This window comes from Sinorhizobium americanum (genome assembly GCF_001651855.1).
Taxonomy (GTDB): domain Bacteria; phylum Pseudomonadota; class Alphaproteobacteria; order Rhizobiales; family Rhizobiaceae; genus Sinorhizobium; species Sinorhizobium americanum.
The window spans coordinates 12,530-36,894 of sequence record NZ_LNQC01000044.1 but is presented as its reverse complement, the minus strand read 5'-3'; the positions used below and the strand labels follow the sequence as shown (position 1 = coordinate 36,894).

Annotated in this window: 17 protein-coding genes and 1 tRNA gene; 3 read left to right on the top strand and 15 right to left on the bottom strand. The window is 58.7% G+C overall.

From position 1 onward, the window contains the following. Positions 1–445 precede the first annotated feature (445 nt). Entirely contained in the window at positions 446–1,078 is a 633-nt protein-coding gene (locus ATC00_RS07365) for a recombinase family protein (protein WP_064252406.1), read from the top strand. A gap of 156 nt (positions 1,079–1,234) precedes the next feature. Here ATC00_RS07365 and ATC00_RS07360 read toward each other — a convergent pair whose 3' ends face one another. From ATC00_RS07360 to ATC00_RS07345, 4 genes are all read right to left on the bottom strand, one after another. Continuing rightward, positions 1,235–4,564: a DUF499 domain-containing protein gene (locus ATC00_RS07360; protein ID WP_064252405.1), complete on the bottom strand. Its 3,330-nt coding sequence runs from the start codon at positions 4,562–4,564 to the stop codon at positions 1,235–1,237. An 11-nt stretch (positions 4,565–4,575) separates the two neighbouring features. After that, positions 4,576–7,500 carry a DUF1156 domain-containing protein gene (locus ATC00_RS07355; protein WP_064252404.1) on the bottom strand — a complete coding sequence of 975 codons (2,925 nt, stop codon included), beginning with the start codon at positions 7,498–7,500 and terminating at the stop codon, positions 4,576–4,578. After that, positions 7,497–11,036 carry a helicase-related protein gene (locus ATC00_RS07350; RefSeq protein WP_064252403.1) on the bottom strand — a complete coding sequence of 1,180 codons (3,540 nt, stop codon included), beginning with the start codon at positions 11,034–11,036 and terminating at the stop codon, positions 7,497–7,499. The genes ATC00_RS07355 and ATC00_RS07350 overlap by 4 nt, the downstream gene beginning before the upstream one ends. 299 nt (positions 11,037–11,335) lie before the next feature. Next, positions 11,336–12,268, bottom strand: a complete 933-nt coding sequence (locus tag ATC00_RS07345; RefSeq protein WP_082912126.1) for a hypothetical protein — start codon at positions 12,266–12,268, stop codon at positions 11,336–11,338. A 227-nt stretch (positions 12,269–12,495) separates the two neighbouring features. Here ATC00_RS07345 and ATC00_RS07340 point away from each other — a divergent pair, with 227 nt between their 5' ends. Further along, positions 12,496–13,380, top strand: a complete 885-nt coding sequence (locus ATC00_RS07340) for a 3'-5' exonuclease (protein ID WP_064252401.1) — start codon at positions 12,496–12,498, stop codon at positions 13,378–13,380. Here ATC00_RS07340 and ATC00_RS31975 read toward each other — a convergent pair. The 4 genes from ATC00_RS31975 to ATC00_RS07320 all read right to left on the bottom strand — a co-directional run bounded on the left by ATC00_RS31975 (position 13,377) and on the right by ATC00_RS07320 (position 17,633). Beyond that, entirely contained in the window at positions 13,377–13,997 is a 621-nt protein-coding gene (locus ATC00_RS31975; protein ID WP_153045180.1) for an SLATT domain-containing protein, read from the bottom strand. The two genes, ATC00_RS07340 and ATC00_RS31975, sit on opposite strands and share 4 nt — an antisense overlap. Then, entirely contained in the window at positions 13,994–15,502 is a 1,509-nt protein-coding gene (locus ATC00_RS07330) for a reverse transcriptase domain-containing protein (protein WP_064252399.1), read from the bottom strand. Before ATC00_RS07330 ends, ATC00_RS31975 begins: the two co-directional genes overlap by 4 nt. A gap of 259 nt (positions 15,503–15,761) precedes the next feature. Continuing rightward, positions 15,762–17,534, bottom strand: a complete 1,773-nt coding sequence (locus tag ATC00_RS07325) for a site-specific integrase (protein WP_153045178.1) — start codon at positions 17,532–17,534, stop codon at positions 15,762–15,764. A 23-nt stretch (positions 17,535–17,557) separates the two neighbouring features. Beyond that, positions 17,558–17,633 (bottom strand) — tRNA-Ile (locus tag ATC00_RS07320). Positions 17,634–17,782: 149 nt separating this feature from the next. Here ATC00_RS07320 and ATC00_RS07315 point away from each other — a divergent pair. Next, positions 17,783–18,568, top strand: a complete 786-nt coding sequence (locus tag ATC00_RS07315) for an SIMPL domain-containing protein (RefSeq protein WP_064252397.1) — start codon at positions 17,783–17,785, stop codon at positions 18,566–18,568. 212 nt (positions 18,569–18,780) lie between these two features. Here ATC00_RS07315 and ATC00_RS07310 read toward each other — a convergent pair whose 3' ends face one another. The 7 genes from ATC00_RS07310 to rpoD all read right to left on the bottom strand — a co-directional run bounded on the left by ATC00_RS07310 (position 18,781) and on the right by rpoD (position 24,329). Further along, positions 18,781–19,149 carry a hypothetical protein gene (locus ATC00_RS07310; protein WP_064252396.1) on the bottom strand — a complete coding sequence of 123 codons (369 nt, stop codon included), beginning with the start codon at positions 19,147–19,149 and terminating at the stop codon, positions 18,781–18,783. A gap of 311 nt (positions 19,150–19,460) precedes the next feature. Beyond that, positions 19,461–19,865, bottom strand: a complete 405-nt coding sequence (locus ATC00_RS07305; protein ID WP_064252395.1) for a ketosteroid isomerase-related protein — start codon at positions 19,863–19,865, stop codon at positions 19,461–19,463. A gap of 15 nt (positions 19,866–19,880) precedes the next feature. Next, on the bottom strand, positions 19,881–20,303 hold the full coding sequence (locus tag ATC00_RS07300; protein ID WP_037387232.1) for a secondary thiamine-phosphate synthase enzyme YjbQ: 423 nt from the start codon (positions 20,301–20,303) through the stop codon (positions 19,881–19,883). Between the two features lie 147 nt (positions 20,304–20,450). Then, positions 20,451–20,804, bottom strand: coding sequence for a DUF1428 domain-containing protein (locus tag ATC00_RS07295; RefSeq protein WP_037387235.1), 354 nt, complete (start codon positions 20,802–20,804; stop codon positions 20,451–20,453). A gap of 114 nt (positions 20,805–20,918) precedes the next feature. After that, on the bottom strand, positions 20,919–21,488 hold the full coding sequence (locus ATC00_RS07290; RefSeq protein WP_037387238.1) for a transglycosylase SLT domain-containing protein: 570 nt from the start codon (positions 21,486–21,488) through the stop codon (positions 20,919–20,921). Positions 21,489–21,667: 179 nt separating this feature from the next. Further along, positions 21,668–21,961, bottom strand: coding sequence for a GYD domain-containing protein (locus ATC00_RS07285; protein ID WP_037387241.1), 294 nt, complete (start codon positions 21,959–21,961; stop codon positions 21,668–21,670). A gap of 313 nt (positions 21,962–22,274) precedes the next feature. Further along, positions 22,275–24,329, bottom strand: coding sequence for an RNA polymerase sigma factor RpoD (rpoD, locus tag ATC00_RS07280; protein ID WP_037387243.1), 2,055 nt, complete (start codon positions 24,327–24,329; stop codon positions 22,275–22,277). Positions 24,330–24,365 lie beyond the last annotated feature (36 nt).

Genomic DNA, 24,365 nt, shown 5'->3' with positions numbered 1-24,365 from the left:
ATTCGGCCTCGCTCCGAAGCCCGCTGGATTGCCAGTTGGCTATCTCTGCGGGGACGGTTCGTTTTAACCAATTCCTCGCAGAGCTCCCGGGCGGTAGCGCGGCCCCCGAGTTTCTTCAACGCATCAACGACTGCATCGTCAGATGGAATTTCAGCGTACGGCATGTCTCTCCCTCCGCTGTCTAACTGCTGGAAGAACGGGCCATAACGCAACCGGTTCCCACCAGCAATAGAAAACAGCATCTTCCGCACAGTGAAGCAAATCAGATAACAGCACCTTAATGCACAACCTGAGCGCCTGTCTAGGAGCACATACTTTCGAAAATGCAGCTGACGTCTGCGTCTCGTCGCCACAACGACCGCGAGACGCGCATGCCCGCGCATGGCTCCTACAGCTCTGAAGTCTTTTGCGGTCTATAGGGACTAAGCAATACGTCGAGGGGTAGTTGACAACGGACAAGCAGGGCCGCTCAGGCCTCGGTCTTGAAGCTCAACGTGAGGCCGTGCGCCGCTTCATGACTGACGATTATCCGCCCGTCCGGGAGTTCACCGAAGTGGAGAGCGGCAAGCTCTCGTCGCGCCCCGAGCTTGCCAAGGCGCTCGCTGCCGCCAAGATGCTCCGCCTTCCCCTCGTAGTGGCCAAGGTAGACCGCCTCGCGCGGAACGTCGCGTTCCTCGAAGCCATCCTTGCCAGCGGTGTGGAAGTGATCTTCTGCGACATCCCCCAAGTTCATGGTGCAATGGGCCGCTTTATCCTTCAGCAGATGGCCGCGGTGGCCCAGCTCGAAGCCGGTCTCATCTCAGAGCGCACGAAAGCAGCGCTGAAGGCTGCCAAAGATCGCGGCAAGGTCCTCGGTGGCTTCCGCGGCGCGAAGGTGAACCCCGAACTCGGGCGCGCTGCCAGGGCCGCCAAGGCTTTCGAATTTGCTTCCCAAGTCGCTCCGATTGCCCGTGAACTTCAAGCCGGTGGCGCTTCCCTCCGCACCATCGCCGCAGAGCTGACCTCACGCGGGATACCGACGCCGCGTGGTGGTAACTGGAGCGCCGCACAGGTCAAGCGCGTCTTGCAACGAGCCTAAGGTTCTTGCCCCCGAAACGCCGCCGCTAGGACAGCCTGCTTGTACTTCTCGATGAGGCGGGGATATGGCCGATCGAAGGCGCCTTTCCATTTGCCAATTGCGATGTCGATCTTCGCCAGGATCAACCACTGCTCGGGGAGCGGGCGCCAGCAGCATTCAATCTCGGTCGAACTGTTTCCGCAGAAAGCCGAGCGCTCCCGCATTGGCCGTCACGTCGCCCTCGACATCACTCGGGAAGCCTCCGCTGCATTCCGCCTGAACTTCGAGGACGATACGGAATGTTGTGCCCTCCGCGCGGTCGAGTTCGGCAATGACGCTCTCAAAAACTTGTGAAACCTTCATCGCGCCGCGAATGGGGTCCAGTTCGATGATCCCGGAGAACCTCTTCGGCCGCACGTGTTGGCTTACGGTATCTGTCGATCCCGACGCCCCCTGTGTGGTGGAGCCGCCGGCTGTCGCCGTGCTGGTATCTCCTCCTTCACCCGCCTGATCCTGTTTCTTGGCTGCCTCGGCAACATCTCGCAGCACGATGAGCATGTTCTGACCGAAGCGCACTGGCACGCTCTTGGAGAACTGGAGTTCCTGATACGCCTCGGCCGATTTGCCGCCCGCCAGTGCGAATTTGGCGCTCGCCGGGTCCATATCAGCCACGGCGTCAGAAATCGCGCCCGCCAGCACAACCTCGTCCCGCAGCCGCTCCATATGGAGGAACTCGAAATACCAATCGCGGACCTGATCGACCGGCAGGTCCGACTTGCCTTGCGGCCAAAGCTCCAGCATGCGCTCGGTGAAGCTCTCCCGCCCAAGAGTAGTGGCGATCACCGCCGCTTCGGATGCCTTATCCCACGCCGCTTCCGCTGGCGCCCGCTGCGCGCCAAGGCGCATGCCGAAATGCTCAAGCACGACGACGCTCTGGTCCGATGGCGATGGCGTCGGCACCAATAGATGCGACCATGCCTTGCGCACGGTATCCTTCGCTGCCTTTTCCGCCTGCGCCAAACGGTTCTGCGCATCCGATTTCTGGCTGTCGGTCAGATCAAGGCTACGGTCATCAACGATGCTTTTCCACGCCATCATGCGCTTGACCGTGCGCCGTGCATCTTCAAGCCCACGTTCGTCGGCCGCGAGGAAAACAAGCGCGTTGCGATACTTGCGCTGTCCGCCGGCGCGGCGATCCAGACCGTCCAGTGCTTCCACTTCCGCCAGCGATCCGCCGCCAGCCTGATAAACATGGCTCGGGCCAAGGATGACCAGACCGGAAGTCGGGCGATCCTCCACCTCGGAAGCTCGGTCGGGTGCGGTATGAACGCGGCCCCAATTGCCACGCGACCGCTCGTCGGTTTTCAGGAACTTGATGATCTCGGCGTCGGCCGCATCGTCGTCCACGTCAAGTTGCCGGTTGTCGGCGAGCTTGTTGAGCGTGGCCCGCGGGCCGTACCAGTAGCGGCCCTCCGCTTCATAGAGATGCGCTGACCGTTCCGCGATTTCGCGCAGAGCATCGCCGAAAATGGAAATCTGTTCGCCGGGCTTGACGCAGGCGAGCCTGAGTTCCGGGCCGGTGATGCCGCCACGGGCATCGCCCGCCGGAGCGGTGCTGACAAACACGGCACGCGCCGCGCGCCGTGCTACCTGATCGTTACGGTAACGCTGCCGTCGCGCCTCCATTTCGGCCGGGAGCGACGTGTCACCATCGACTTCGCCTTCGATGATAGAACCCCATACGGGACCGGAAAGCGGTTCTAGAAGCGCGCCGCGCACGGCTGGATCATCTACGCGCAAGGAACTCGGCAGGATCAGCGGTTCGTCGCTGCGCTCGCGGTAGCTAGCGAAGATCGTTCGCGCCAGAAGCGCCAACGCGCCGCGTGTGCGCTGGAACTTTTCGAGCGCTCCCCATTCCGTCGAGAGCTTGTCGAACAGCATCGGATGGATCGGATAGGCTTCCATGATCTTGTCGGCATAGTCGCGCTCGCCCGTGCCCGATGGGAAGTCCGATTTGTGGTCGCGATAGAGCTTGATGAAGCGCTCCACCGTTCGCCTACGCTGCTTCTCGCCCTCGGTGTCGAGTTCCTGAAACAGCCGTCGCCTGACTACCGAATAGGTTTCGGACCCTTGCGCCGGCTGCCATGCCGACTGCGTGCGGCCGAACAGCTTTTCCAGCGTATGCAGCGTCTCACGGCCCTTGTCGGTGCCGCCCGCCTCAAGATCGCTTTCCGGTAGCGAGCCTACGATCAGCGCATTGGGGATTTGCGCCGCCGCCTCCGTTAGCGATTGCAGGAACGAGATATGCGCGTTGTAACGCTCGCCGACAAGCTGACGCACGAACACGACCAACTCATCAAGCAGGATCAGCGAGGGCTTGCCGTTCAGCGCCAGAACCTTCTGGAAAACTTCGCCGCCGGGGCTGGTCCCGGCATTCTCGGAAGATTGCACGAGCGCCAACCCATCGCGACCGGCGATCCGCCACGCGAGGTAACCCCAAAGCGTGCGTATGGCATGGCCATCGGCCATTGCGAGTGGCACGTCCGGCCCCTTGTCGCTGCCGCTGAAGACGGCAAGGTTGACTTCCCCAAGGCTGGAGGCGCCGACAGCAGCGGCGATGGACGAAAGATTGCCGGCTCTGCTCAAGTCCTGAAGTCGCGCCATGTGCAGGAGCGACAAGAGCGTGTGCGTCTTGCCTCCGCCGAAATTGGTTTGCAGCCCAATTGTAGAAGGTCCGCCACCGCCCGTCAGCCGCTTGGCGGCGTTTTCAAGCGTCATGCGCAGTCCGGCAGTCAGATAGGTGGCATTGAAGAACTCAATCGGGTCGGCATAGGTTTCCTCACCTTCTTCACGGTCGGCGGCAGCGAGATTGGCGGCAAACTTATCCTTGTCGAGCCTGCCGGTCAGCACGTCCTCGCGCGGCGGCGATACCACGCGCCAAGGCTTCAGTCCCTCGACCTCGCCGCCGCCGAAGAAATCCTCCTGTCGTGGCTCTTCAGTTCTGGCGCGCGTTGAAGTCAGCGTGAGTGTCGGGCGGCGAGCTGGTTCCGTGCCAGCAGCCAATGAGGCCGTGGGCTTCGCATCTGCCGTGGCGGCTCCGGTCATTGTCGTAAGAAGCCCGTTCAGAAGCACAGAAGCCTTGCCGGCCTCGTCCTTCGCGCCGACTGCATTGAGCAAATCCGCGCCACCAGACAGCGCACGCAAGGTCAACTGATTGTCAATCTCGTTTGACGAATGGGAATGTTTGTTGCGGCCCGCAAGCGCAGCTGATGCCGCATCGCGCATTTCCGGCTTTAGCGAATTCTCAAAGACATCGCGCCAATTATGAATGATCGCATAGAGCAGCGAATAGGCATCGAGGTCCGCCATCGGTGATAGCGATTTCGGTAGCCGTGCCGTCTGCCGCCATTGCGCGCCGAAGCCGGATTTCAGCGCTCTCTCGACGAAAGGCAGACAGCCGTGCTCGATCAGCCCCAGCAATTGTGCGATACGGTCGCGATTGTTCATTGCTCTCAACCCTACAATAACTTGCCCTGCACCATATGCAGCCCGACGCCCGCCTCCTCGGCGCGGTCGGCGGCGCGCTCGATCTCAGGCCACGCCGTCTGAAGCTGGTTCCAGACCAGCGCCTCGTCATTGTCGCCCTTGTTGGTGGCGATCTCGAAAAGGCGTTCGGCGACGAGGAGGACATCCGGCCCGGAGCGGCGGTTCTCGGCGAGAATGTGCCCGGCCTTGTCGATGCCGCCGTCCTCTGCATGGAAGACGCGGGCGAGGTGCTGAGCCAATTCCCAGACGGTAAAGATGCCGTCGTTCATAGGCCGCCACTTAGGGTCCGCCTCGTGCATTTCGGCGCGGGTCAACAGCTTGGCGTCACCACCGCGCGAGCGGAACAGGCCGGACGCGTTCATGCGGCCTTCAGCGAGGTCGAAGCCCTGCAACATACTGATAGCGGTGCCCGCACCACCGGGAACGAGCCTGTAGCCGCTGATTTGATACCATTCGAGCGCGAAGCGGCTTTCGGGGTCCAGCGCTTCTGTACCCTCGCTCAGCGCCTCATCGATCTCGCGATTGATCAGTACCAGTGCAGCGGCAACGCTCATTTCGCTGTCGTCAGCCTCGCGCACCGCCGCATATTTAGTGAAGACCCCTATGCCGGGGCCAATCGCAGCTTGCCGCCGGTCGGGCAGTGGCACGCCAGCCTTCTGATGATCCTCAATGGCCTGTTTCATCACCGGCTTCAGTTCGCGCAGGAAGTCGCGACGGCGGACCGTTCTGGCATCTTCAGCACGCGCGCGGCAGACAAGCACGACGGATGAGGCGAGAGCATTGGCATTGTTCCCAATACTCCTATTCGAAGCCTCGGTGTGAACCGGCCATGTTGCGTCCACTTGAAGGCCACTGTCCGCGACCGCCTGCAAGAAGGCAGCCCAGCCCGGCGACAAAATTCCGTCAGTACGCGTTTCGGATTGCTTAAACGCGTAATAGATCGCAAGCGGCGCTTCCGTTGAAGCTCGACGCATTGCTGCCAAGGCCTCGCTCATTCCGGACATAAAGTGCTGCTCTGCAGCTTCAGTCCCTCGGTTGTCCAGATAGGGTGTCGCCACCAGTTCCTCTTTCTTCGGAGTAACTAGCCGGCGGAAGAGATCAGGGTGAACGTTTTTAAGGCTCCGACGCAGCCAAACATAGAAAAAGTCCGATAGATCGGCATAACCGATGTTGTCATAGTAGGGCGGGTCGGTGGAAATTAGGGCCGGCCTAATCGGATAGGAGTTCTCTGGGGCGTTGATGACAAAACATTTGGCTTCAGAGCCTGCATCACACATCATCAGATACTCAGATGATGTTTCGACTGCAGACAACCATCCGCCGCTCGATTTCGCAAAAGGGTTGGCCTCTGAAAAGTCCCAGATCATTGGAAGCGCCTGTCTGGAAAATGTGGACCTTATGGCACTGTCTTTAGGAAGCCATGTTGAAATTGAGCTATTGTATTCGCAGGCTCGGCTGAGGGCACAAGCCAGATATGTCGCCACGGTATCGGCATAGGCAGCCGGACCGGTGCCGCCTTCGGTAAGCGACTTATCCGGATCAGGATGATCGGCGAAGACACGCGCATCTTTAGCGTCCACAAGCACCTTTTGCCGTGCCTCACCGATTAACGTGGATACGGTCGCCAGTGCGGTTAGCTGGCGCGCGGTGAAAAGGTCACTATATTGCGGCATGCCGTAGTCTGGCGGCGAGAACCACCTCGGGTTCTTTGGCAAATCTTGGTCGAGTTCAGGCGTATCGGGCGCATTAACTATTGCTGCCGCTTCATGTTCGGCGCTTGGCTCCAAATATATTCGTCCGCGCGCGCCTTCCGCCACAAGAGCCATGAGCCGTACGCCCATTCGGCGAGCCTTGCCTTCGGCCTTGACGTACTCGCTATCAATAGCAGCGCCGCTCAACAGGCAGGTGAAGTTCGACCCGCGCGCGGTTTTCGTCCCACTTACCGCAGCAGCTAGTTCTTCCTTGGTCACGCCGTTCGACTTGACCGTGAAGCGCCAGCCGTCTTGCGCTGTTACGTCTTTAACCGGGACGACGATCGCTTCCTTTCCTGCCTTGGATGACAACACGAAGGAGGAGGCGAGCGGCACATGTGCACTTTTTTGCGCCGGATCGGGCGAAGCGACCGTGCGTGCCCATAGCCACGCGATCACCGTTGCCTTGGAGCTATCGGGCAAGTTAACCTGTGGATACAGGTTGCCGATTTTCTTTTCCGCCTCGTCGTGTATCCACCGGCCATAGCGGCGCACATCCTCCGCCAGCCCTTGCGCGCCCTTCCAATCGCGACCGACAAGATCGCGCTCCCCATTCACGGTCGCATGGATCGGCGGCAGATTGGTGAATTTCGGCGGGAACTCGATCAACGCTTTGGTAACAAGGACGGCAACCGGGTTCAGGTCTGAGCCATAGGCGCGAAGTCCAAGCCGCTGCGCCTCCAGTGGGATCGACCCACCGCCGCAGAAGGGATCGTATACGGGCGGTCCCTTCTCTTGAAGATAGGCAATCACGGCCTTCGGCTTGGTAGGCGGCTCCTCGCCAAGCCCCCACGCTACCGACCGCGCGATTTCATAACGCGCGGCTTCAATCGCCTGCTCGAACCGCTTCTGGTCTTTTGCATCGGGTTTCGGCCACTCGACCATTTCCTCAATGATTTTGTGCAAGCGACGTCGTTCCCGCGCTTGATCCTCCTCACTCGGAAATTTGTCTTTCCATGCCGATGGATCATCGACAAGTTGGCCAAACAGAACGGCTCGGCTCGTCGCCAGTGGCCGGTGAGCCCAGTATTTGTGAAGCTTTGTCGGGTAGTATTTTGGAGCTTTGTTCTTGGTCTTGTTCGCCAGATTGATGGCTTCAAGGGGAAGGGAATGCTCGATGAGCTTGATACGTGCACGATCTGTCATTGTTCGGCAAACCCCGAGACTTTCGGGGCTGTCGCTGCCAGCGCCACAATGTCCTTGACCGCATAGTGGCGGCAGATGTCACGGAACTCCCCCTCGTCCCACAAATGCCGGGCAGGATCGCTTAGATATAGTGGCTGACCGGCAAAACCTGCCTCGATGGGTACATAGACCAGATGGTAGCGGTCGCCGGCATTGCGGGCCTTTAGCATTTCGTTCTTCGTCACAATAATTTCGCGCCCGCCAACAACGCGGCCCTTTACTTCCAGAAACAGCAATTCGCCCTCAATTGTTACGCTCTCGATGTCCCAGCCGCGATTGTGCATAGAAACGTCGACCGGCGTGCGACCGGCCGCCTGCTCGGCCTGCATAACAGCATCCATCGACAAGCGCTCGGTTTCTTCCGTCTCTTTGGCAAATCCGCCGTGGAAAACTGTCTCACCTTTCAATCTGGCGAGCAGTCCGGCGGGAATGACCAGTGCGCCACCTCGAACAGAGGGAGACGCGGCCGAGATGTCGCGTTCCTTCTTCAGTTCGATCAGGCGAAGCTCCAGCCGGTCGGCGAGACGCGCTGCCCGCTCCTCGGCCTGCGCGAGGGCAAGGCGCTCATCCTTGCCCGCCTTCATGTTGAGGCGATGCTGGTCGGCGCGACGGCTCCAATAGGCAATTTCCTTCCTGAGCCGGACGCGGACCTCCTCTTCGACCTTGCGGATATGATCGAGACGGCGATGCCGCACTCCTTCCAGATGTTCCGTCGCAAGGTGTTGGCTAGCGTAAGCGCGCGCCCGCGCCAGAAGGTCCTGTTTCAGCCAGTCGGCTTCCAGCGCGTCCCCGCACAGTTCGCGCTCATCGGCCGTTAACGGGCGCAGATCGAGATAGGGCGCGGCTCCTTCGTCGCGCTCATTTCCATCCTTGCCGAGGCTGACGAATTGGAGGCGCTTGGAGATTACGCGCGGCTGGCCATTCAGCGCGGTGACGCCATCCTTGACCTCATGATCAGTCATGACGAGAAGGCGCGGTTCCTCGCCGCCATCCGCGTCCGCCACGAGCACCGTTCCTTCTCTCAGCGCAGCCTCGTAATGCTCGATTGTCAGGTCCACCACCGCATCCAGCAATGGATGGCCGGGCGCGACCAGCGCCGCGTTTGGCTGCCCGTCGGCGCTGTGCATGTGCGCCTTGTCGAAGCAGACACGGGAATAGCGCTCCAGCACTGGGTCGCCATGACCTGTCAGATGATCGCGGCTGCGGATTAGCGCCGGTACTCGCAGGATTTCCCAGCGGCCTTCCTCGCGCGCGGCCATGTGTCCGCCCAGCCGCTTGAACGCTTCCTCAAAAAACATGCGGATGTAGTAAGGCTGCAAGCGGCGCGCATGCGCCCGCTCCATCTCGAATTTCAGTTCCCTGACGCGCTCGGGATCGAGCGTTTCCTGCGAAAGTTGGGCACGCTTGGTCAGCGCATTGAGATGCGACTGATCAACTGCACCGTCGATGCTCTGGTTGAGGCGTGCACGGACGTCTTCACGGTCACCATAGCGCACTGCTTCCATGAGCAGGTCTTTGAGGCTCTTGTCCTCGAAGGCTTCGCCGAGGACGTCATAGACCTTGCCACCGAGCGCCTTGCGCGCCTCTTCGAGCTTTTCCAGCAAGCGCTGGTAGACCGCGCCTTCGCGGGTCTCGCCGGCGACCAAATTCCACAGATGGCACACTTCGGTCTGGCCGATGCGGTGAATACGTCCAAAGCGCTGTTCGAGCCGGTTCGGGTTCCACGGCAGATCGTAATTGACCATGAGATGTGCGCCGCGCTGGAGGTTAACGCCCTCGCCGGCTGCATCATTGGCGATCAGGACGCGCACCTTTGGATCGTCGTTGAAGGCAGCAACGGCGGCGCGGCGTTGCTGGCGCGGCACGCCGCCATGAATGACCTTCACCGCCTCTGGGTCGCCCAGCCGGACAATGATTTTTTCTTCAAGATAGTCGAGCGTATCGCGCGGCTCGGTGAAGAGGAGAATTTTCCTCTGGCGGCCTGTCCCCGGATCGTAGACGGGAGGCTGGTCGAGGATGGACGCAAGCTGGGTCCATTTCGCATCCTCACCGGAGCGGCAAAGCACGTATGCCTTTTCCTCGAGAACCTTGAGGCTTTCGATCTCGATTTTCAGTTCATCGAGCGTGCGGGCGCTGGAGGCGGTATCGATAGCCTCGTTTTCGAGGGCCTCTAGTTCCTCTTCCGGCATTTCCTCCAGATCATCGTCATCCGGCACGTTGATGGGCGAGGGCAACGACATGGAGGAGGGATGCGCGCCCTTGAGCTTGAGTTCCTCTTCCTCAAGTCGCTTTTGCAAACGCTCGCGGCGCCGTTTCAGAGACTTCCATATCGCGCGCGGCGAGGAGGCAAGTCGGCGTTGCAGTGATTGCAGGGCGAAGCCGACATTGTTGCGCTTTTTCTCGTCTGTCTTGGCGAAACGTTCGGCGCGGTTCATCTCCTCGCGCACATACTCGGTGACGGACGCATAGAGGTCAGCCTCGGCAGCGGAAAGCGGATAGTCGACAGTGTAAGCGCGGCGCTCGGGAAAGAGCGGCCGGCCATCGAACCAGTAAAGCTCCTCCTTAACGAGGCGGCGCATCAAATCCTTCGCATTGGACGTGCGTACACCCTCGCGATACGCGCCCTCGAAGCGGTCGTTGTCGAGCAGTGACAGGAAAAGCTGGAAATCGTCATCCTTGCCGTTATGCGGCGTGGCGGTCATCAGCAGGAGGTGACGCGCGTTGCGCCCCAGCATGCGGCCAAGCTGAAAGCGCTTGGTATATTTGACCTCACCCCCGGTATAGCTGGCCGACATGCGATGCGCCTCGTCGCAGATCACGAGGTCGAAGTCACGAGAGGCTTCGATCAGCGTCTGCACCTCCTCTGACCGGGCGGCCATGTCGAGGCGCAGGATGAGGCGGTCCTCGTCGTTGAACGGATTGCCGCTGTAGCTCGCGCTGAACATCTCGCGGCCGACGATCTTGAAGTCAAGATCGAACTTCTCCTTCAATTCGTCCTGCCATTGCTCAACCAGAGAGCCGGGCGCAACGATCATGCAGCGCTTGAGATCGCCACGGATCATCAATTCCTTGATGAACAAACCGGCCATGATGGTCTTGCCAGCACCGGGATCGTCTGCAAGCAGGAAACGGAGAGGATGACGTTCCAGCATCTCACCATAGACGGCGGTTATCTGGTGAGGCAGCGCCTCGATGTCGGAACTGGTCAGGGCGAGATAGGGATCGAACAGATGAGCCAGCGCTATGCGATGCGCTTCCGCCGCGAGACGGAAATTTTCGGCGTTTCCCTCAAACGAAAACGGCGTCGAGGCCGTTGCCGAAAAAAGCCGATCCTGATCTTCGCGGATGAGTATACGCTGGTCGAGGCCTTTTGAGGTCCGGTAAGTGACTTCCAGTTGCTGGTCGCTCAACCAATCAACTGAGATGATCTCGGCTGTTCCGGCTGGCGAAAGCCCGTCGACAAGCGACCCACGTTTAAGTTCTTCCAGCCGAAGCACAATGCAAATTCCCCCGGTTCCTCGCCCCAATACGCGCCCATCTTGCGAATTTCGGCGGCGTGTTCAACACCCATTGCACAGAAAGTGGATTTCAGGTCACCGCCTTCACGTGATTAAGCGGCTCTATTTGCCGGTGTGGCGCAGGGCTGCCCTGCCACCCTTCACCGCAATCGACCGACGCCTATCGACGGTGTTGCCATTGAAGGCATTAGGACGCCAGCCTCGATGAGGAAATGTCGCTTATCTTCCGACACATACTAGCGCTTTTGGTGCAACGGGTTGCAACTGTGAGCCTCACCTTATGAAACTTTCTCCCGCAGCCATGAGGAGAGCCCGGTATCAAGGATCATCCGGGATAGTTTCTGCGGTCCCAGCAGGGTGACACCGTCCACTTTGCGGTCTTCAGGAATATCACCGGTATGCCAGACGAAGAACATCCTGTCATAGGTCTCCGCTTGGCGGTGGAGACCTACGTACTGTTCGAGCGAAGAGAGGCTCGCTTGTGACTTAACCTGGACGAACGCCCGCTCACCGGTCGTCGGCAACATCAACTCAAGATCGATAGTCTTCTGGGTCTTACCGACAGCACTGACCCGTCGCCACCCGCTTGAGGAGAACACCAGATCAATCAGCAGTTCGAAATCCTGCCACGTCAACAGCCGCATTAAATTGACGATGGCCTCCATTAAAACGCGCTCTGCTTCCTCGGCTGCAGCGACTTCGGGGGAAAGCTCATCATTGATGCGCCGGAGAACGTAATCTTTTGCTCCAACATCGCAGATCGTACCTCGGAACATCTGCACTTTGAGTAACCGGCCGGACAACCTGTCCGATCGCAATTCAACGCCTTTCAAAGTCCTGCAGCTCCATCCCGAGACAGTCTTTCGACTGTGGCTGCCGTCCGGAAGCGCATGGACAGGACCGGAAGGTTGGCACCAATACATTCGATTATGGGCAAACGTGACAAAAATCGTCGCCGCGTCCGCTTCATAGAAAGCTCTGATCTGCTTCATGTCCCTCGTGGCAGCACCTGGATCGCTCCGCTTGGCATTCCAATGCGCCCAGACGCCCTGCCAATCTCCCTGAACACAGAGTGCCTGGGGCGTGCCGTGGTACCCAAAACGGAGCTCGCCGTCTTTGAGGCTGGCGTTTTCCCATTCGCCGTTACGTCCCAGCTTTATGTAAAGCACGTTCGTTGCACTTACCGTCATTTCATCCTTGCGATTTACCATTGATAAAGTACCCGGGTTATACGGAAGCCGGCGCTGCACTCAACTGTCGCAGACATCGCCAGCTACCAGGAAATCTTTCAAACAGGCGGATAAACTCTCCGAGTAGGAGTAATTTGCGTAGGAGGCTGTTATGCCGAGCAGGCTAAAGCACGCCGACAACAACCATTCAATTGCGATGCACGCTAAGACTGCCTAGATATAATATCTGTATCAAGAAGGGACCGATCATGTCTGCGAGGGAGATCACCGCAGAGCAGCAGCAGATGATAGATCGTCTTGAAGCTACGGGCGCCTTCCGAGTGCTTCGCGCTATCGACACCCCAGGTATTGCGCCGGGAGCTTTGAAACCCAACGAGCGAGTTGCGCTCATAGTGGACACAGAGACAACCGGATTAGATCTCCGCGACGATGAGGTTGTCGAGGTTGGCATTCTAGCGTTCACCTACGATGAAGTAGATAGATTTCATCGGGTAATTGGGATGTTCGAGGGACTACAAGAGCCCGACAACCCTCTCTCTGCCGACGCGATGAACATTACTGGAATTACACCCGATATGCTGAAGGGAAAGGCGATCGATCGGGTGGCGTTGGAACAAATCATCAACAAAGCGAACCTCATTATTGCCCATAATGCTGCCTTTGACAGACCTATGTGTGAAAAGCTCTGCCAGGCGTTCGCGGACAAAGCATGGGCATGCTCCGCGACGGAAGTTCCATGGAGGAGGCTGGGTTTTGAAGGGGCTAAGCTAGGCTACCTCCTATATCAAAGCGGATTATTTCACAGGGGCCATCGCGCTTTGGAGGACTGCTACGCGCTGCTCAACGTCCTTACGCTTCCTCAAAAGGTGGCGGACAAAAGCGGCCTTCAACTGCTGTTGTCATCCGCTAGACAAACTACCGCGATCGTTGAGGTTGCAGCCCCATACGAGTTGCGAGCATTTTTTAAGAGCAAAGGCTTTCGATGGAGAAGCGAGCCTCGTAGGTGGGTCAAGGAGGTGGTGGAGACCGACGCAGGAGCAATAGTGAGCGAAATCAATGATTTTCGTTCATCTGAGATACATGTGCAGGTCAAATCCCGAACGGCCTTTGATCGCTACAAGCTCTCCAACTAAAGACCAAATGCACACCAAGTCGTAGCAACAACAATAAGAATGCACAATCCGATGTAAATAAACATGGATGAGATGAAAATCCACACCCGATATATGTTATATCTAACAAATAGGATCGGCATCATCCACCATTCTTTAGAACTCGCCACGCTGTACTGCCAACGTTTGTAGTCCTGTGCCGTATGGTTTACCTGTGTTTCTAGGTTAAGCTGCTCGTATTGAGACGCAAGCTGCTTAAGTTTATCAAGCTCAGGCACAGCCTTTGCTAGTTCCCTTTCCAAATCTCGCATTATCACAGAGATAGACAGCGCATTCTGATGCAAGATTTGCGCCTTCAAAGAGCGCCCAAAAGCAAACTCCATCAGCGTTATCGCCAATAATGCTACGGAGGATACAATCGAAACGATGTTCAGAACACTTCCGCGAACGGAGGTAAAAAAATCCGGAAAAGCCAACGAGGCAACTGACCAACCAATCATATATGTAGAAAGGAATGCTGCAGTTCCAATACCCACTCTATCTTTGAAGGATAGAGAGGCAGCCGCGCCGAAACGTGCTCCTCTAGTTTTCCACATGACTGTAGTTAGATCTCGATAATACTTAAGTTCGTCGCTCATTCGTAAGCGTATCCTTCGCCCGTAGGGTCCACGCCCCCAAGGCCATGTTTAGCAAAATTCTTCCGTGCTGCGCGCCAACCAGTAAAGAAACTGGGTAGTGAAGTTTCCATTGAGATGGCGGGAAAGTCATACCATTCTCCAGAAAGCAGTTTCTCATCAGAGATTTGCTTGGCGGAGCTTTTTAGCTTCTTCGGCAGTAATTGGAGACGCCTTGAGTACATTGCCTGAAGAACATGGAGCAGCCATCCATCAAGCTGCCGAAATTTCGCGCTGTCTTCGAGCAAACAAAAATACCCAACTGCGCCCGTCGAGCGACCTATCCTGCCTACACCGTTTAGGAAATCATCAATCTCATCCTGCCGTCTTGCACCATATATGTATCGGCGCAATTCGTTGACGCATGTTACCAAGTCCCAATCCACAAAGCCCGCACCTCGGCGTCCCGCGGCGAGCTTCTTAGTTCGGCGCAGGTGCAGCAGCAGGTTATTGTACATTATCTTTGCACACCGGCGCTTAATGTTGGCCTCTGCCTTGGCGCTCATTCCCAGTCCATGCCTGGTGAATTTATAGCTTAAAAAACTGAACTCATCGATGTGCGCCATCTCACATGGAACGTCTGAGAAGATGCGGATACCCGTCGACTTGACCTTGTTGATCTTCACACCGCTGATCTTCGAGAAGCGTGCATAGGCTTCCGAGGACTTTAATGCGTCTTCATAACTCAAATTAACCACGACGCTGTCGTCAGCAAATCGAGCAAAAGACCCGCTCAGGCTTCCCAAATCCTTATCTAACGAATGCGCAGCGACGTTGGCCAAAAAAAGTGAAATGCTATTACCCTGCGGTATTCCTTCGTCTCTAACACCAACATTTCCATCGAGGTCGCGCCATGTGTGCGTCATCACTGCCGACAAAACGCCGCGTTCCATCGTGGTGGTCAAGAAGTCGCCACCCTTGGATAAGCAATTCCTCAGGTATACATGGGAAATGCTGTCGAAGAACTTGGTAAAGTCATATTGAGAGACAAAAACCGTTTCGCCCTGGATCATCGTCCGAAGGCGCAGAACAGCGTCGAGATTTGTCTTCCCTTCTTGATACGCGTAACTGGCATCAGAAAAGGCCTTGGCGTTGCGGCGGATTAAGTTCTTCGCAAAAATTTTAGCGATTGCTGCATCAGGAATACTGAATGCATCGATTATGCGCACTCCCCCTGTTGGTTTGGGAAATGAACGCCGCAGCGCTTCCAACGGGATGTAGTTGCCTACCTGTAGGCTGCGCCAGAGGCCCCGAGATAAGAATTTTGAGTGGTTCAAACAGTATCTAGGATCAAACTGCCTATGGAAATCCCAAGCAGCCGGCAAACTGTGCGGCTTTAGCTTGGCCTTCGAGCCAGTTCTCTTACTGAAGACTGAAGCGTATTTATGTTTGTAATATTGAGCCTGAGAATAGCGCGCCAGTCGCTTCTTTGCCTCATCTTCAATTGCCTTCTCAATTACAGAAAGCATAAACAGCCTCATTAGTGCCAGCAGGCAGCCGTAGTCAGTAGGTCGTTGCGAAGTTGGAAAACGGTTGGCACCATCATCCCGCAAGGTGAAGTTGCTGCCCGCTGGCTAGTGCTTCGCGCACATGAATGAACGCTAGCTTGCGCACCGCGGCCGGTCAACTACCGGTAGATGATCTCCCTCGGGGAAATTGAGTGGCTTTGGGTTGTCTCGGATACGCCCTACAATTCCTTTCCTTCGCTGCGAAACAGGACGTATCGCCTCAAACAGGCGGCGGCAAAATCAAGTCGGGGTACTCGACCTCGGTCAACCAACGGGCCAGAGTTGCGGGCCTTGTGCCCTGACCGTAGCGCTCTTCCACACCTCCCGATCTTGCCCAGCCACCCAGCGCACGGGTTGCGTCGATAGGCACTCCCGCCTCTCGTAAAGCATCTCTGAAGCCGTGGCGGAACGAATGGAAGGAAACACCCCTTTCATTGATTGCGAGAACCGTTTTCAGCCAATAGCTGAACCTTTTTTGGAAAAGGTCAGAGAGTTCATCCTGTGTTCCGCCCCGGAGGTCGGGAAATAGACGCGTTACGCCTTGTTCTCGCAATGTTGCAACGCGTTGCAACAATCCCAATTGTTTAAGTTGCGGATGGAGGGGAACGACGCGCTCGCTGCCAGCAGTTTTTAGGCTCTTGTCCTGCGTCTTGCGGAGCACAAAGCATTCGACTTGGTCTCGTACCGCCACTTCGTCTACTGTTAAGCTGACGATCTCGCCCAACCGCATGCCGGAGAAAATCGCTATCAGCGGCACCCAATAACGCCCCGGCAGCCTACCGTCATCAGACCATTCCGGAAGACCGCTCGCGATCTTGTTCAACTCATCCACAGTGAATGGGCGGCGGGACACTTCCGCCGAACCTTTAGCCGGCGCCAGCCGCGTCGCCGGATTGATAACAAGCAGCCCCTTTCGAATGGCCCAGTTAAAAAACGCACTTAGTGTATGAGTGTAGACCCGAACCGTTCCGGGAGACATGAGCCTGTCTTGTCGCTCGGCGGCCTTCGTAACGATGGCGCGCATTGTTTTGCAATTCGCGTAGGGCTTGAGCTTGGAAACGTTTGCAGGCAATCCGGCGATGACCTCTTGAACTGCCGCACATTCTGCTCTCGTTATCGACGCAAGGTGCCGTTCAGCCCCGATGACTTCTTTCATCGTTCGAAATGTTACGACATATTTGGCATCGGCTGTATCCCCAAGATGCGCGCGTGTGGGGTCAGTCTCAAACCGTTTGATCGCGTCGCCCAGGGTGATGCCCTCGGTTGCGGAGGGTGCTCGTGAAATCGAGCTTACTCCGGCGAATAATGGATCGAAGGCGTTGTCGCCGTGGCCACCTTCGAAGCGGTCTATGAGCCGCTTAATTTTCTCCACATCGGAACGCCGTAGCAATTCCAGAAGTCTCGTCAGTTCAGGCGACGCCTCGAATGCTCCAAGGTGCTCGCCGATTTTCCAATCAGGCGGGAGGTTGATCGGTAACTTTCCTTCCAGAATTAGCGTCTTCGCGTGTGCAAACACGCCAGCGAGGGAAGACGGGTCGCCGGTTTCGAGCCCGCCCAGTTCCGCTTCGAGGCTTTCAAGATTGGTTAGGCCGTCGTCCGTCTCCACCCTCACGATTGACGTAACCTGCTGACTTGACCAGAAGTCGGAAAGAACTAGGCGGCGGAGTTCCGCCTCTGATACCGTACTGGCGAGAGCATGGGTTTGCCCCCTCTTCAATGCGTCACGCTGGTTGTCCCATTCGACATCAAGTCTTACGGTTTCAAGCCGCGCTCGCTTCGCTGCCGCTTTGTAGTCCGAAGTTCCCAGTGAGATCGTGATTTCGCGCTTGCCCACAGCTTCGACCAAATCAGTCGGAACTCTCCGACGAAGACTGTAGGTGCTCCCTCGCCGTACTAAACCAACAACTTTTGTCACCTCTTCCGACCCCTCTGTGTAGCACTCTTGTGTAGCAGAGGTGTCTTGGACTGGTTTGATTTTTCTTTTGTTTTTCAATTTTCAAACCCTTACGCAGGGAATGGTGGGCCCGGAGGGACTCGAACCCCCAACCAAGCGGTTATGAGCCGCCGGCTCTAACCATTGAGCTACAGGCCCTGCCGGGTCGTCCGGCCGCCGCGAACCAATGGCAGTTCGAGGCTGCAAATGGCTCTAGCGGAAAACCTTTTTGCCGACAAGCCATTGCCGCAATGCCTACACAATCGATAAGCATGGATTTGACCGATAACAACCGGAGAGTAACATCCATGATTTCCACACGCATTGCCCGCTCGGTCCATGTCGCGGCGATGGCCGCCGCCTTTGCCGGTGCGTTTGCGGCAGCCGCGGCAGCGCAGGACAGCGGTGCCGGCAAGGCAGACGGCAGGGGGCGCCCGGATGGCCCGAGAGGCCGCCAGGCGCTGATCAAGGTTTCCGGCGAAGGCCGAGCGACGACGGCACCCGACATGGCGATCGTGCAGCTGAGCGTCGTCAAGGACGCCAAGACCGCGCGCGAGGCGCTCGACGCCAATAACAAGGCGATGGCCGAGGTGCTTTCGGCGCTGAAACAGTCCGGCATTGCCGAGCGCGACCTGCAGACAAGCGGCTTCTCGATCATGCCGCAATACAACTATCCCCAGAACAGCGACGGCAGCGCCCGCCCGCCGGAGCTCGTCGGCTACCAGGTCGGCAACGGCGTCAGCGTGCGCGTGCGCGATCTGGCGAAGCTCGGCCAAGTCCTCGACCAATCCGTGACGCTCGGCGTCAATCAGGGCGGCGGCATCGAATTTACCAACGACAAGCCGGAGACGGTGATTACCGAGGCCCGCAAGGCCGCTGTCGCCGATGCGATCAACAAGGCAAGAGTGCTGGCGGAAGCGGCCGGAGTCTCGCTCGGCCGGCTGATCGAGCTTTCCGAACAACCGGCCCGCGACGAGCCGCCGGTGCCGATGCGCAGCATGGCCAAGGAATTCGCCGCCGATCAGGTGCCGATCGCAACCGGCGAGCAGGCCTATAGCGTCACCGTCAACGTCACCTTCGCGGTCGATCAGTAGCAGCGACCGCCTGCAGTCCCAGGCTGCCCTCATTGAACGTCAAAAAAGAAGAGCCCCGGCGCCTAGGCGCGGGGCTCTTTTTGTCAGCCTTGCTGCATGTTCCTTAAATCGAAGCCGATTTAGGATAAAAACATACAGCGCTTCAACGTCTGACAGCGACCTCTGCGCGTCTGAAAAGACGCGCGGCACTGTCGGGAGACAAAGACCCGTCCTTACCAGCGACCGATGATCGGGCAGCCGCGGACATTGGCGAAGATGATGGCCTGGCGATCGCCGTGACGGCGGCCCTGGACGACGACTTGGCGGCGCGAAACGTCGGCGATATGGGCGCGGCGCAGACCACGATCACGTGCCTTGTCGACGGCGAGCCACGGTTCACAACGGCCACGGCGTTCCCAGCGGTCGCGGCGCCAGTCGCGACGGTCGTCCCAGCGGTCATAGTCGCGTTCGCGGTATTGTACGCCGCCACCCTGGCCGAATTCGAAGACCAGCGCATCGGCCGAAGCCGTGGTGGTGGTGCCGACAAGGCCGGTCAGTCCGACAACGGCGGCGACGGCTGCATTGACAAGAAACTTCCTCATGACATTTTCTCCGTTTAGCGAAGGGTTGGCGGATCACTCTCTTCGATGATCCAAATCTAGTCCTGACAAGCTGAACGGCACCGGAACCCTTCGTTCATGCGGCGTTCAGGATGAGGCCTACCCCACCGCGCGCATCTCAGGCGATTCGGCCGGATTTGCGGCAGGTGGTCAGCGGGGGACGTGAACGGACGACCGCTCGCGCTTTCCTCTTCCCGTTCGAGGGGAAACGAAGAATGAACGGAATCGTTCCTTCCAGCTGTGCAGGGGGTGTGCTAACGCATTGAAACGCGACGCGTTTCATTCTGCTCCATTCAGCCGCCGAGTTCCCGTTCGAACAAGCGCAGGTTGCGATAGTGGCTGAGCCGGGTGATGACACCCTCCTCGACCTCGAAGATGAAGACGCTCGGGACGGCATAGCTCTGACCCGATGCCTGCGGAAAGCCGGCCATCGTTTCGCGGTACGTGCCGCGCGCGGTCGTGTCGGCCGCCACGCGTTGCCCGAAGGCATCGCGCATCAGCACGACGTCGCCGAAGCTCTCGTCGAAATGGCGCAGATAGCTCATCACCCAGGTTCTGAGGGGCCCGATCCCGAGCGTGCGCTGCCCGGTCAGCGAATCGAAGGCGACATCGTCGTCGAGGAGGCGGGCGAGCGTTTCGAAATCCCGATCGTTCACGGCCTCGATGAAGCGTCCGGCAATAGTCTGGGCGTCCGTCATCGTTTCCTCCTTGGGTCAGCTGGCGAGATGCAGGATAATTTCGCGGCGATGCGGCCGGTCGCGGTGCTCGAAGAGGTAAATTCCCTGCCACGTGCCGAGCGCCATGCGCCCGTCCATGACGGGAATGCCGACCGAGACCTGGGTCAACGCTGCCTTGATATGGGCGGGCATGTCGTCCGGCCCTTCCTGGGTGTGGACGATCCAGCCCATCGAAGGCGCGGACGATGGCGGCACGAGGCGATGGAAGAATTCGTGCAGATCGCGCCGAACGTCCAGATCGGCATTTTCCTGAATGATGAGCGAGGCGGAGGTGTGGCGCACGAAAACGGTCAGAAGCCCCTCCGAGGCCGCGCACCCCCGCACGAAATTGGCCGCCTCGCCGGTGAACTCGTAGAGCCCCTGCCCCTTGGTGGCGATGGTAATGACGGTCTGCGGCATGGCTGTCGTCCCTAGACTAAGTGCCCGGGCGCCGCGCCGTCGCCGGCACCCGTTACCAAAGGACTGTACTGCGAAGCCCTTCCGAATTGAAAGAACCGCTTAGCATCTCGGCGTTGCGCAGCGCCGGCCCCGACGCCCGGCGGCTGGTCAAAGTTCCAGAAAGGCCTGGAAGCCGCCATAGATCATCCGCTTGCCGTCGAAAATGGATTTCCATTCGTCGCCCTGCAGCCGCGGATCGGCCATCACCTTGGCGATGATCGCATCGCGGTCCTGGCGCGACCGATAAACGACCCATGAGAAGACCACGGTCTCGTCCTCCTTGGCCTGCACCGCCCGCGGAAAGGAGGTAAGCTCGCCATAGGGCACGTCGTCGCCCAGGCATTCGACGTAGTTCAGGGCACCGTGTTCCTTCCAGACCTCGCCGGCCTTGCGGGCCAGATCCTTGTAGGCCTCGACGTTCTGCTTCGGCAGCGCAATCAGAAAACCATCCACATAGGCCATGTCCGTCTCCTCCGTTGAAAGTCAACAAAGGACGGCCGGAGCGGAAAGGTTCCGACAGCGAAAGGCAATTTTTTCGCGGAGGGATGACTGATCCTCGAAAGAGACTGGACGGCCTCAGCCGCCGCAGCCCTGCAGCTGCCGCGCATAAAGCGCGGCGACGTTGCTGGCGCGCTTGGCGCCGGTCTTCGCCGTCTCGCTCCAGTTGCCGCGCGCATAGCCGCCCTGGCCGTGATAATAGGCGACGTAGAGCCGATAGGGGTCGTTGAGCGCAATGCCGTTCTGCTGGTGGCTTTGATTGTGGTACCAGGCGATGAAGCGGATGGCATCGGCAAAATCCGTCCGGCGTGCCATCCAGCGCCCGGTTTCGGCCTGGTAGCGCGCCCAGGTGCCGTCGAGCGCCTGCGAATAGCCGTAAGCCGTTGAGACCCGCGTCCAGGGAATGAAGCCGAGGAGCTTGGTGCGCGGCGGCCGTGCATTGTGGCGATAGCCGGATTCCGTGTAGATCGTCGCCATCAGCACGGGTACGGGCACGCCATATTCGCGCTCCGCCGCATAGGCGGCCCGGCGCCAATTGTTGAAAAGGCCATCTCGCTGCTCGAAAACCGCGCAGGCGTTCCGGGTATCTCTCGGCACCGTTCCGCAGCCGGCCAGTAACAGGAGGACGACGACAAAAACGCAACGCATCGCGGAACCTCTCATATGCGAGAGATTGATAAAGCGTAAATGTTAAGGAACGGTTTTGAAGCGAAGTTGAATGGCTTCTGCGGCGCCGCGCGTTTCGGGCGGACACACATCCGCGGCGCAGCGCAAATCTTCTTCGGAAACGGTGCGCCGCGGCGATAACCGGTCGGTTACAACTTAAGTTAACCGAGCGTGCCGATCAGTTCGCGATAGGCCGCCTCTGGAAAGGCCTTCAATGTCCGGGTGCGCACGTTGCCGTAGGTGCCCAGCGTCAGCGAGAATCGCGCGGCCACCGCATCGTCCGGTGCCTCGCAGATCGCCACCATGTCGTATTCGCCCATGGTGAGATAGAAATCCTTGAACGATCCGCCCATTTCTTCAAGGACCTTCCTCGCTGCATCGAGCCGCTTCGGGGATTCCCGCACGCTTCTGATACCCTGATCGGTCCAATTGAGGAGCACGACGTAAGTGGTCATCTCACACCTCCCGCAGAGCATCCCGCCTTCGACGGAAAGCGCCTAAAGATGCTCCGATTTTAGAAGGGGCAGAGCGCTTCTTACGGGTTCAAGTGCCGGCGCTCCAATGCACGGGCGGACGCCTGCGGTGCAACTACTTCTCTCGCACTGCAAACCAGTGCCCCCTTTCGCTGCAAGCTCGGAAGTATAATCCTGCGGTTCAGTCCGAACAAGCTCAGCGCTACAGGCCCATGGCTTGCAGGCCTTGCCAAAAATGAAAAAGCCGGACGCTTGTTCCGGCTTTTTCAAATTCGTTCAGGTCGTCGATCTCTGCTCAGCTGTCCAGGAACGAGCGCAGCTTGCGCGAACGGCTCGGGTGCTTGAGCTTGCGCAAGGCCTTCGCCTCGATCTGGCGAATGCGCTCGCGGGTAACCGAGAACTGCTGGCCGACTTCCTCGAGCGTGTGGTCGGTGTTCATGCCGATGCCGAAGCGCATGCGCAAGACGCGTTCTTCGCGCGGCGTCAGCGAGGCGAGGACGCGGGTCGTCGTTTCGCGCAGGTTCGCCTGGATAGCCGCGTCGATCGGCAGCAGCGCGTTCTTGTCCTCGATAAAGTCGCCGAGATGCGAATCCTCTTCGTCACCGACGGGGGTTTCGAGCGAGATCGGCTCCTTGGCGATCTTCAGGACCTTGCGCACCTTCTCGAGCGGCATGGCGAGCTTTTCCGCCAGTTCTTCCGGCGTCGGCTCGCGGCCGATCTCGTGCAGCATCTGGCGCGAGGTGCGGACGATCTTGTTGATCGTCTCGATCATGTGCACCGGAATGCGGATGGTGCGGGCCTGGTCGGCGATCGAGCGGGTGATCGCCTGCCGGATCCACCAGGTTGCATAGGTCGAGAACTTGTAGCCGCGGCGGTACTCGAACTTGTCCACCGCCTTCATCAGGCCGATATTGCCTTCCTGGATGAGGTCCAGGAACTGCAGGCCGCGGTTCGTGTACTTCTTGGCGATCGAGATCACCAGCCGCAGGTTCGCCTCGACCATTTCCTTCTTGGCAATCCGCGCCTCGCGCTCGCCCTTCTGCACCATCGAGACGATGCGGCGGAACTCGGCAATCGAAATGCCGGTCTCGGTCGCAAGATTCTGGATCTCCTGGCGGATGTCGCGGATCGTCTGGTTCTCGGCCTTGGCAAATTCCTTCCAGCCCTTGCCGGCGAGATTGCTGATCGACTTCATCCAGTTCGGATCGAGCTCGGCGCCGGAATATTGCTCGAGGAAGGAGTCGCGCTTGACGCCGTAGGATTCGGCAAGGCGCAGCAGCCGGCCCTCGTTCTGCATCAGGCGCTTGGAAATGTCGTAGAGCTGCTCGACCAGCGCATCGATGCGGTTCTGGTTGAGCGACAGCGACTTCACCGCCTTGATCAGCTCGTCCTTCAGTTCCTTGTAGCGGCGCTCCTGCGCCGGCGACAGCGTACCGGTCGCGGCGAGCCGCGCTTCCACCTGCTGGTCCTGCAGCTTGCGGAGCTTCTTGTAGGTCTCGGCGATGATGTCGAGCGTTTCCATCACCTGCGGGCGAAGTTCCGCTTCCATCGCTGCGAGTGAGAGGTTCGACTCGTCGTCGTCCTCTTCTTCTTCCTCGACCGGCTGGCCTTCGCCGCCGACATTGGTGATGTCGTCATCATTGGCCGCAACGCGCGACTTGCGGGTCTTTTCCTTCTCCTCGGCAGCCTTGCGGTCGGCTTCGATCTTTTCCGGGCTCTGGAACTGCGGAGCAGCCTTGGCCTCGGGTCCGGAATAGGTGGTTTCGAGATCGATGATCTCGCGCAGCAGCGTCTGGCCCTCGTTCAGCTCGTCGCGCCAGATGATCAGCGCCTGGAAGGTGAGTGGGCTTTCGCAAAGACCGGCGATCATCGTTTCGCGGCCGGCCTCGATGCGCTTGGCGATGGCGATTTCGCCTTCGCGGGAGAGCAGTTCCACCGAGCCCATCTCGCGCAGATACATGCGCACCGGGTCGTCGGTGCGGTCTGTCGGCTCCTTCTTCTTGCCGGTGGCAAGCGCCGTGCCGCTGACCGTCGCCAGCTCGCCGCCTTCGCTCTCGCTGTCGTCGCCAGCGTCCTCGTCGTCGCCGCCGGCGGCCTCCTCGGCTTCCTCGTCCTCGATGACGTTGATGCCCATGTCGGAGAGCATCGCCATCGTGTCTTCGATCTGCTCGGAGGTGACTTCCTCGGAAGGCAGGACGGAATTCAATTCGTCCATCGTCACATAGCCGCGCTTCTTGGCGGCTTTGATCATCTTCTTGACAGCGTCGTCGGAAAGATCGAGAAGCGGACCGTCCGGAGTGCCTTCGCGTTCAACGTCTGCTTCTTCGTTTTCTTTGACTTTTGTTGCCATTTATTTCGTCGCTTTCCTTGTCGCAACCGGCCTGCG

Bases quoted from the DNA above. Each gene is read 5' to 3' on its own strand.
- ATC00_RS07360 (WP_064252405.1), bottom strand. From the start codon at position 4,564: ATGAACAATCGCGACCGTATCGCACAATTGCTGGGGCTGATCGAGCAC.
- ATC00_RS07355 (WP_064252404.1), bottom strand. From the start codon at position 7,500: ATGACAGATCGTGCACGTATCAAGCTCATCGAGCATTCCCTTCCCCTT.
- ATC00_RS07345 (WP_082912126.1), bottom strand. From the start codon at position 12,268: ATGGTAAATCGCAAGGATGAAATGACGGTAAGTGCAACGAACGTGCTT.
- ATC00_RS07340 (WP_064252401.1), top strand. From the start codon at position 12,496: ATGTCTGCGAGGGAGATCACCGCAGAGCAGCAGCAGATGATAGATCGT.
- ATC00_RS31975 (WP_153045180.1), bottom strand. From the start codon at position 13,997: ATGAGCGACGAACTTAAGTATTATCGAGATCTAACTACAGTCATGTGG.
- ATC00_RS07330 (WP_064252399.1), bottom strand. From the start codon at position 15,502: ATGCTTTCTGTAATTGAGAAGGCAATTGAAGATGAGGCAAAGAAGCGA.
- ATC00_RS07315 (WP_064252397.1), top strand. From the start codon at position 17,783: ATGATTTCCACACGCATTGCCCGCTCGGTCCATGTCGCGGCGATGGCC.
- ATC00_RS07310 (WP_064252396.1), bottom strand. From the start codon at position 19,149: ATGAGGAAGTTTCTTGTCAATGCAGCCGTCGCCGCCGTTGTCGGACTG.
- ATC00_RS07305 (WP_064252395.1), bottom strand. From the start codon at position 19,865: ATGACGGACGCCCAGACTATTGCCGGACGCTTCATCGAGGCCGTGAAC.
- ATC00_RS07300 (WP_037387232.1), bottom strand. From the start codon at position 20,303: ATGCCGCAGACCGTCATTACCATCGCCACCAAGGGGCAGGGGCTCTAC.
- ATC00_RS07295 (WP_037387235.1), bottom strand. From the start codon at position 20,804: ATGGCCTATGTGGATGGTTTTCTGATTGCGCTGCCGAAGCAGAACGTC.
- ATC00_RS07290 (WP_037387238.1), bottom strand. From the start codon at position 21,488: ATGCGTTGCGTTTTTGTCGTCGTCCTCCTGTTACTGGCCGGCTGCGGA.
- ATC00_RS07285 (WP_037387241.1), bottom strand. From the start codon at position 21,961: ATGACCACTTACGTCGTGCTCCTCAATTGGACCGATCAGGGTATCAGA.
- rpoD (WP_037387243.1), bottom strand. From the start codon at position 24,329: ATGGCAACAAAAGTCAAAGAAAACGAAGAAGCAGACGTTGAACGCGAA.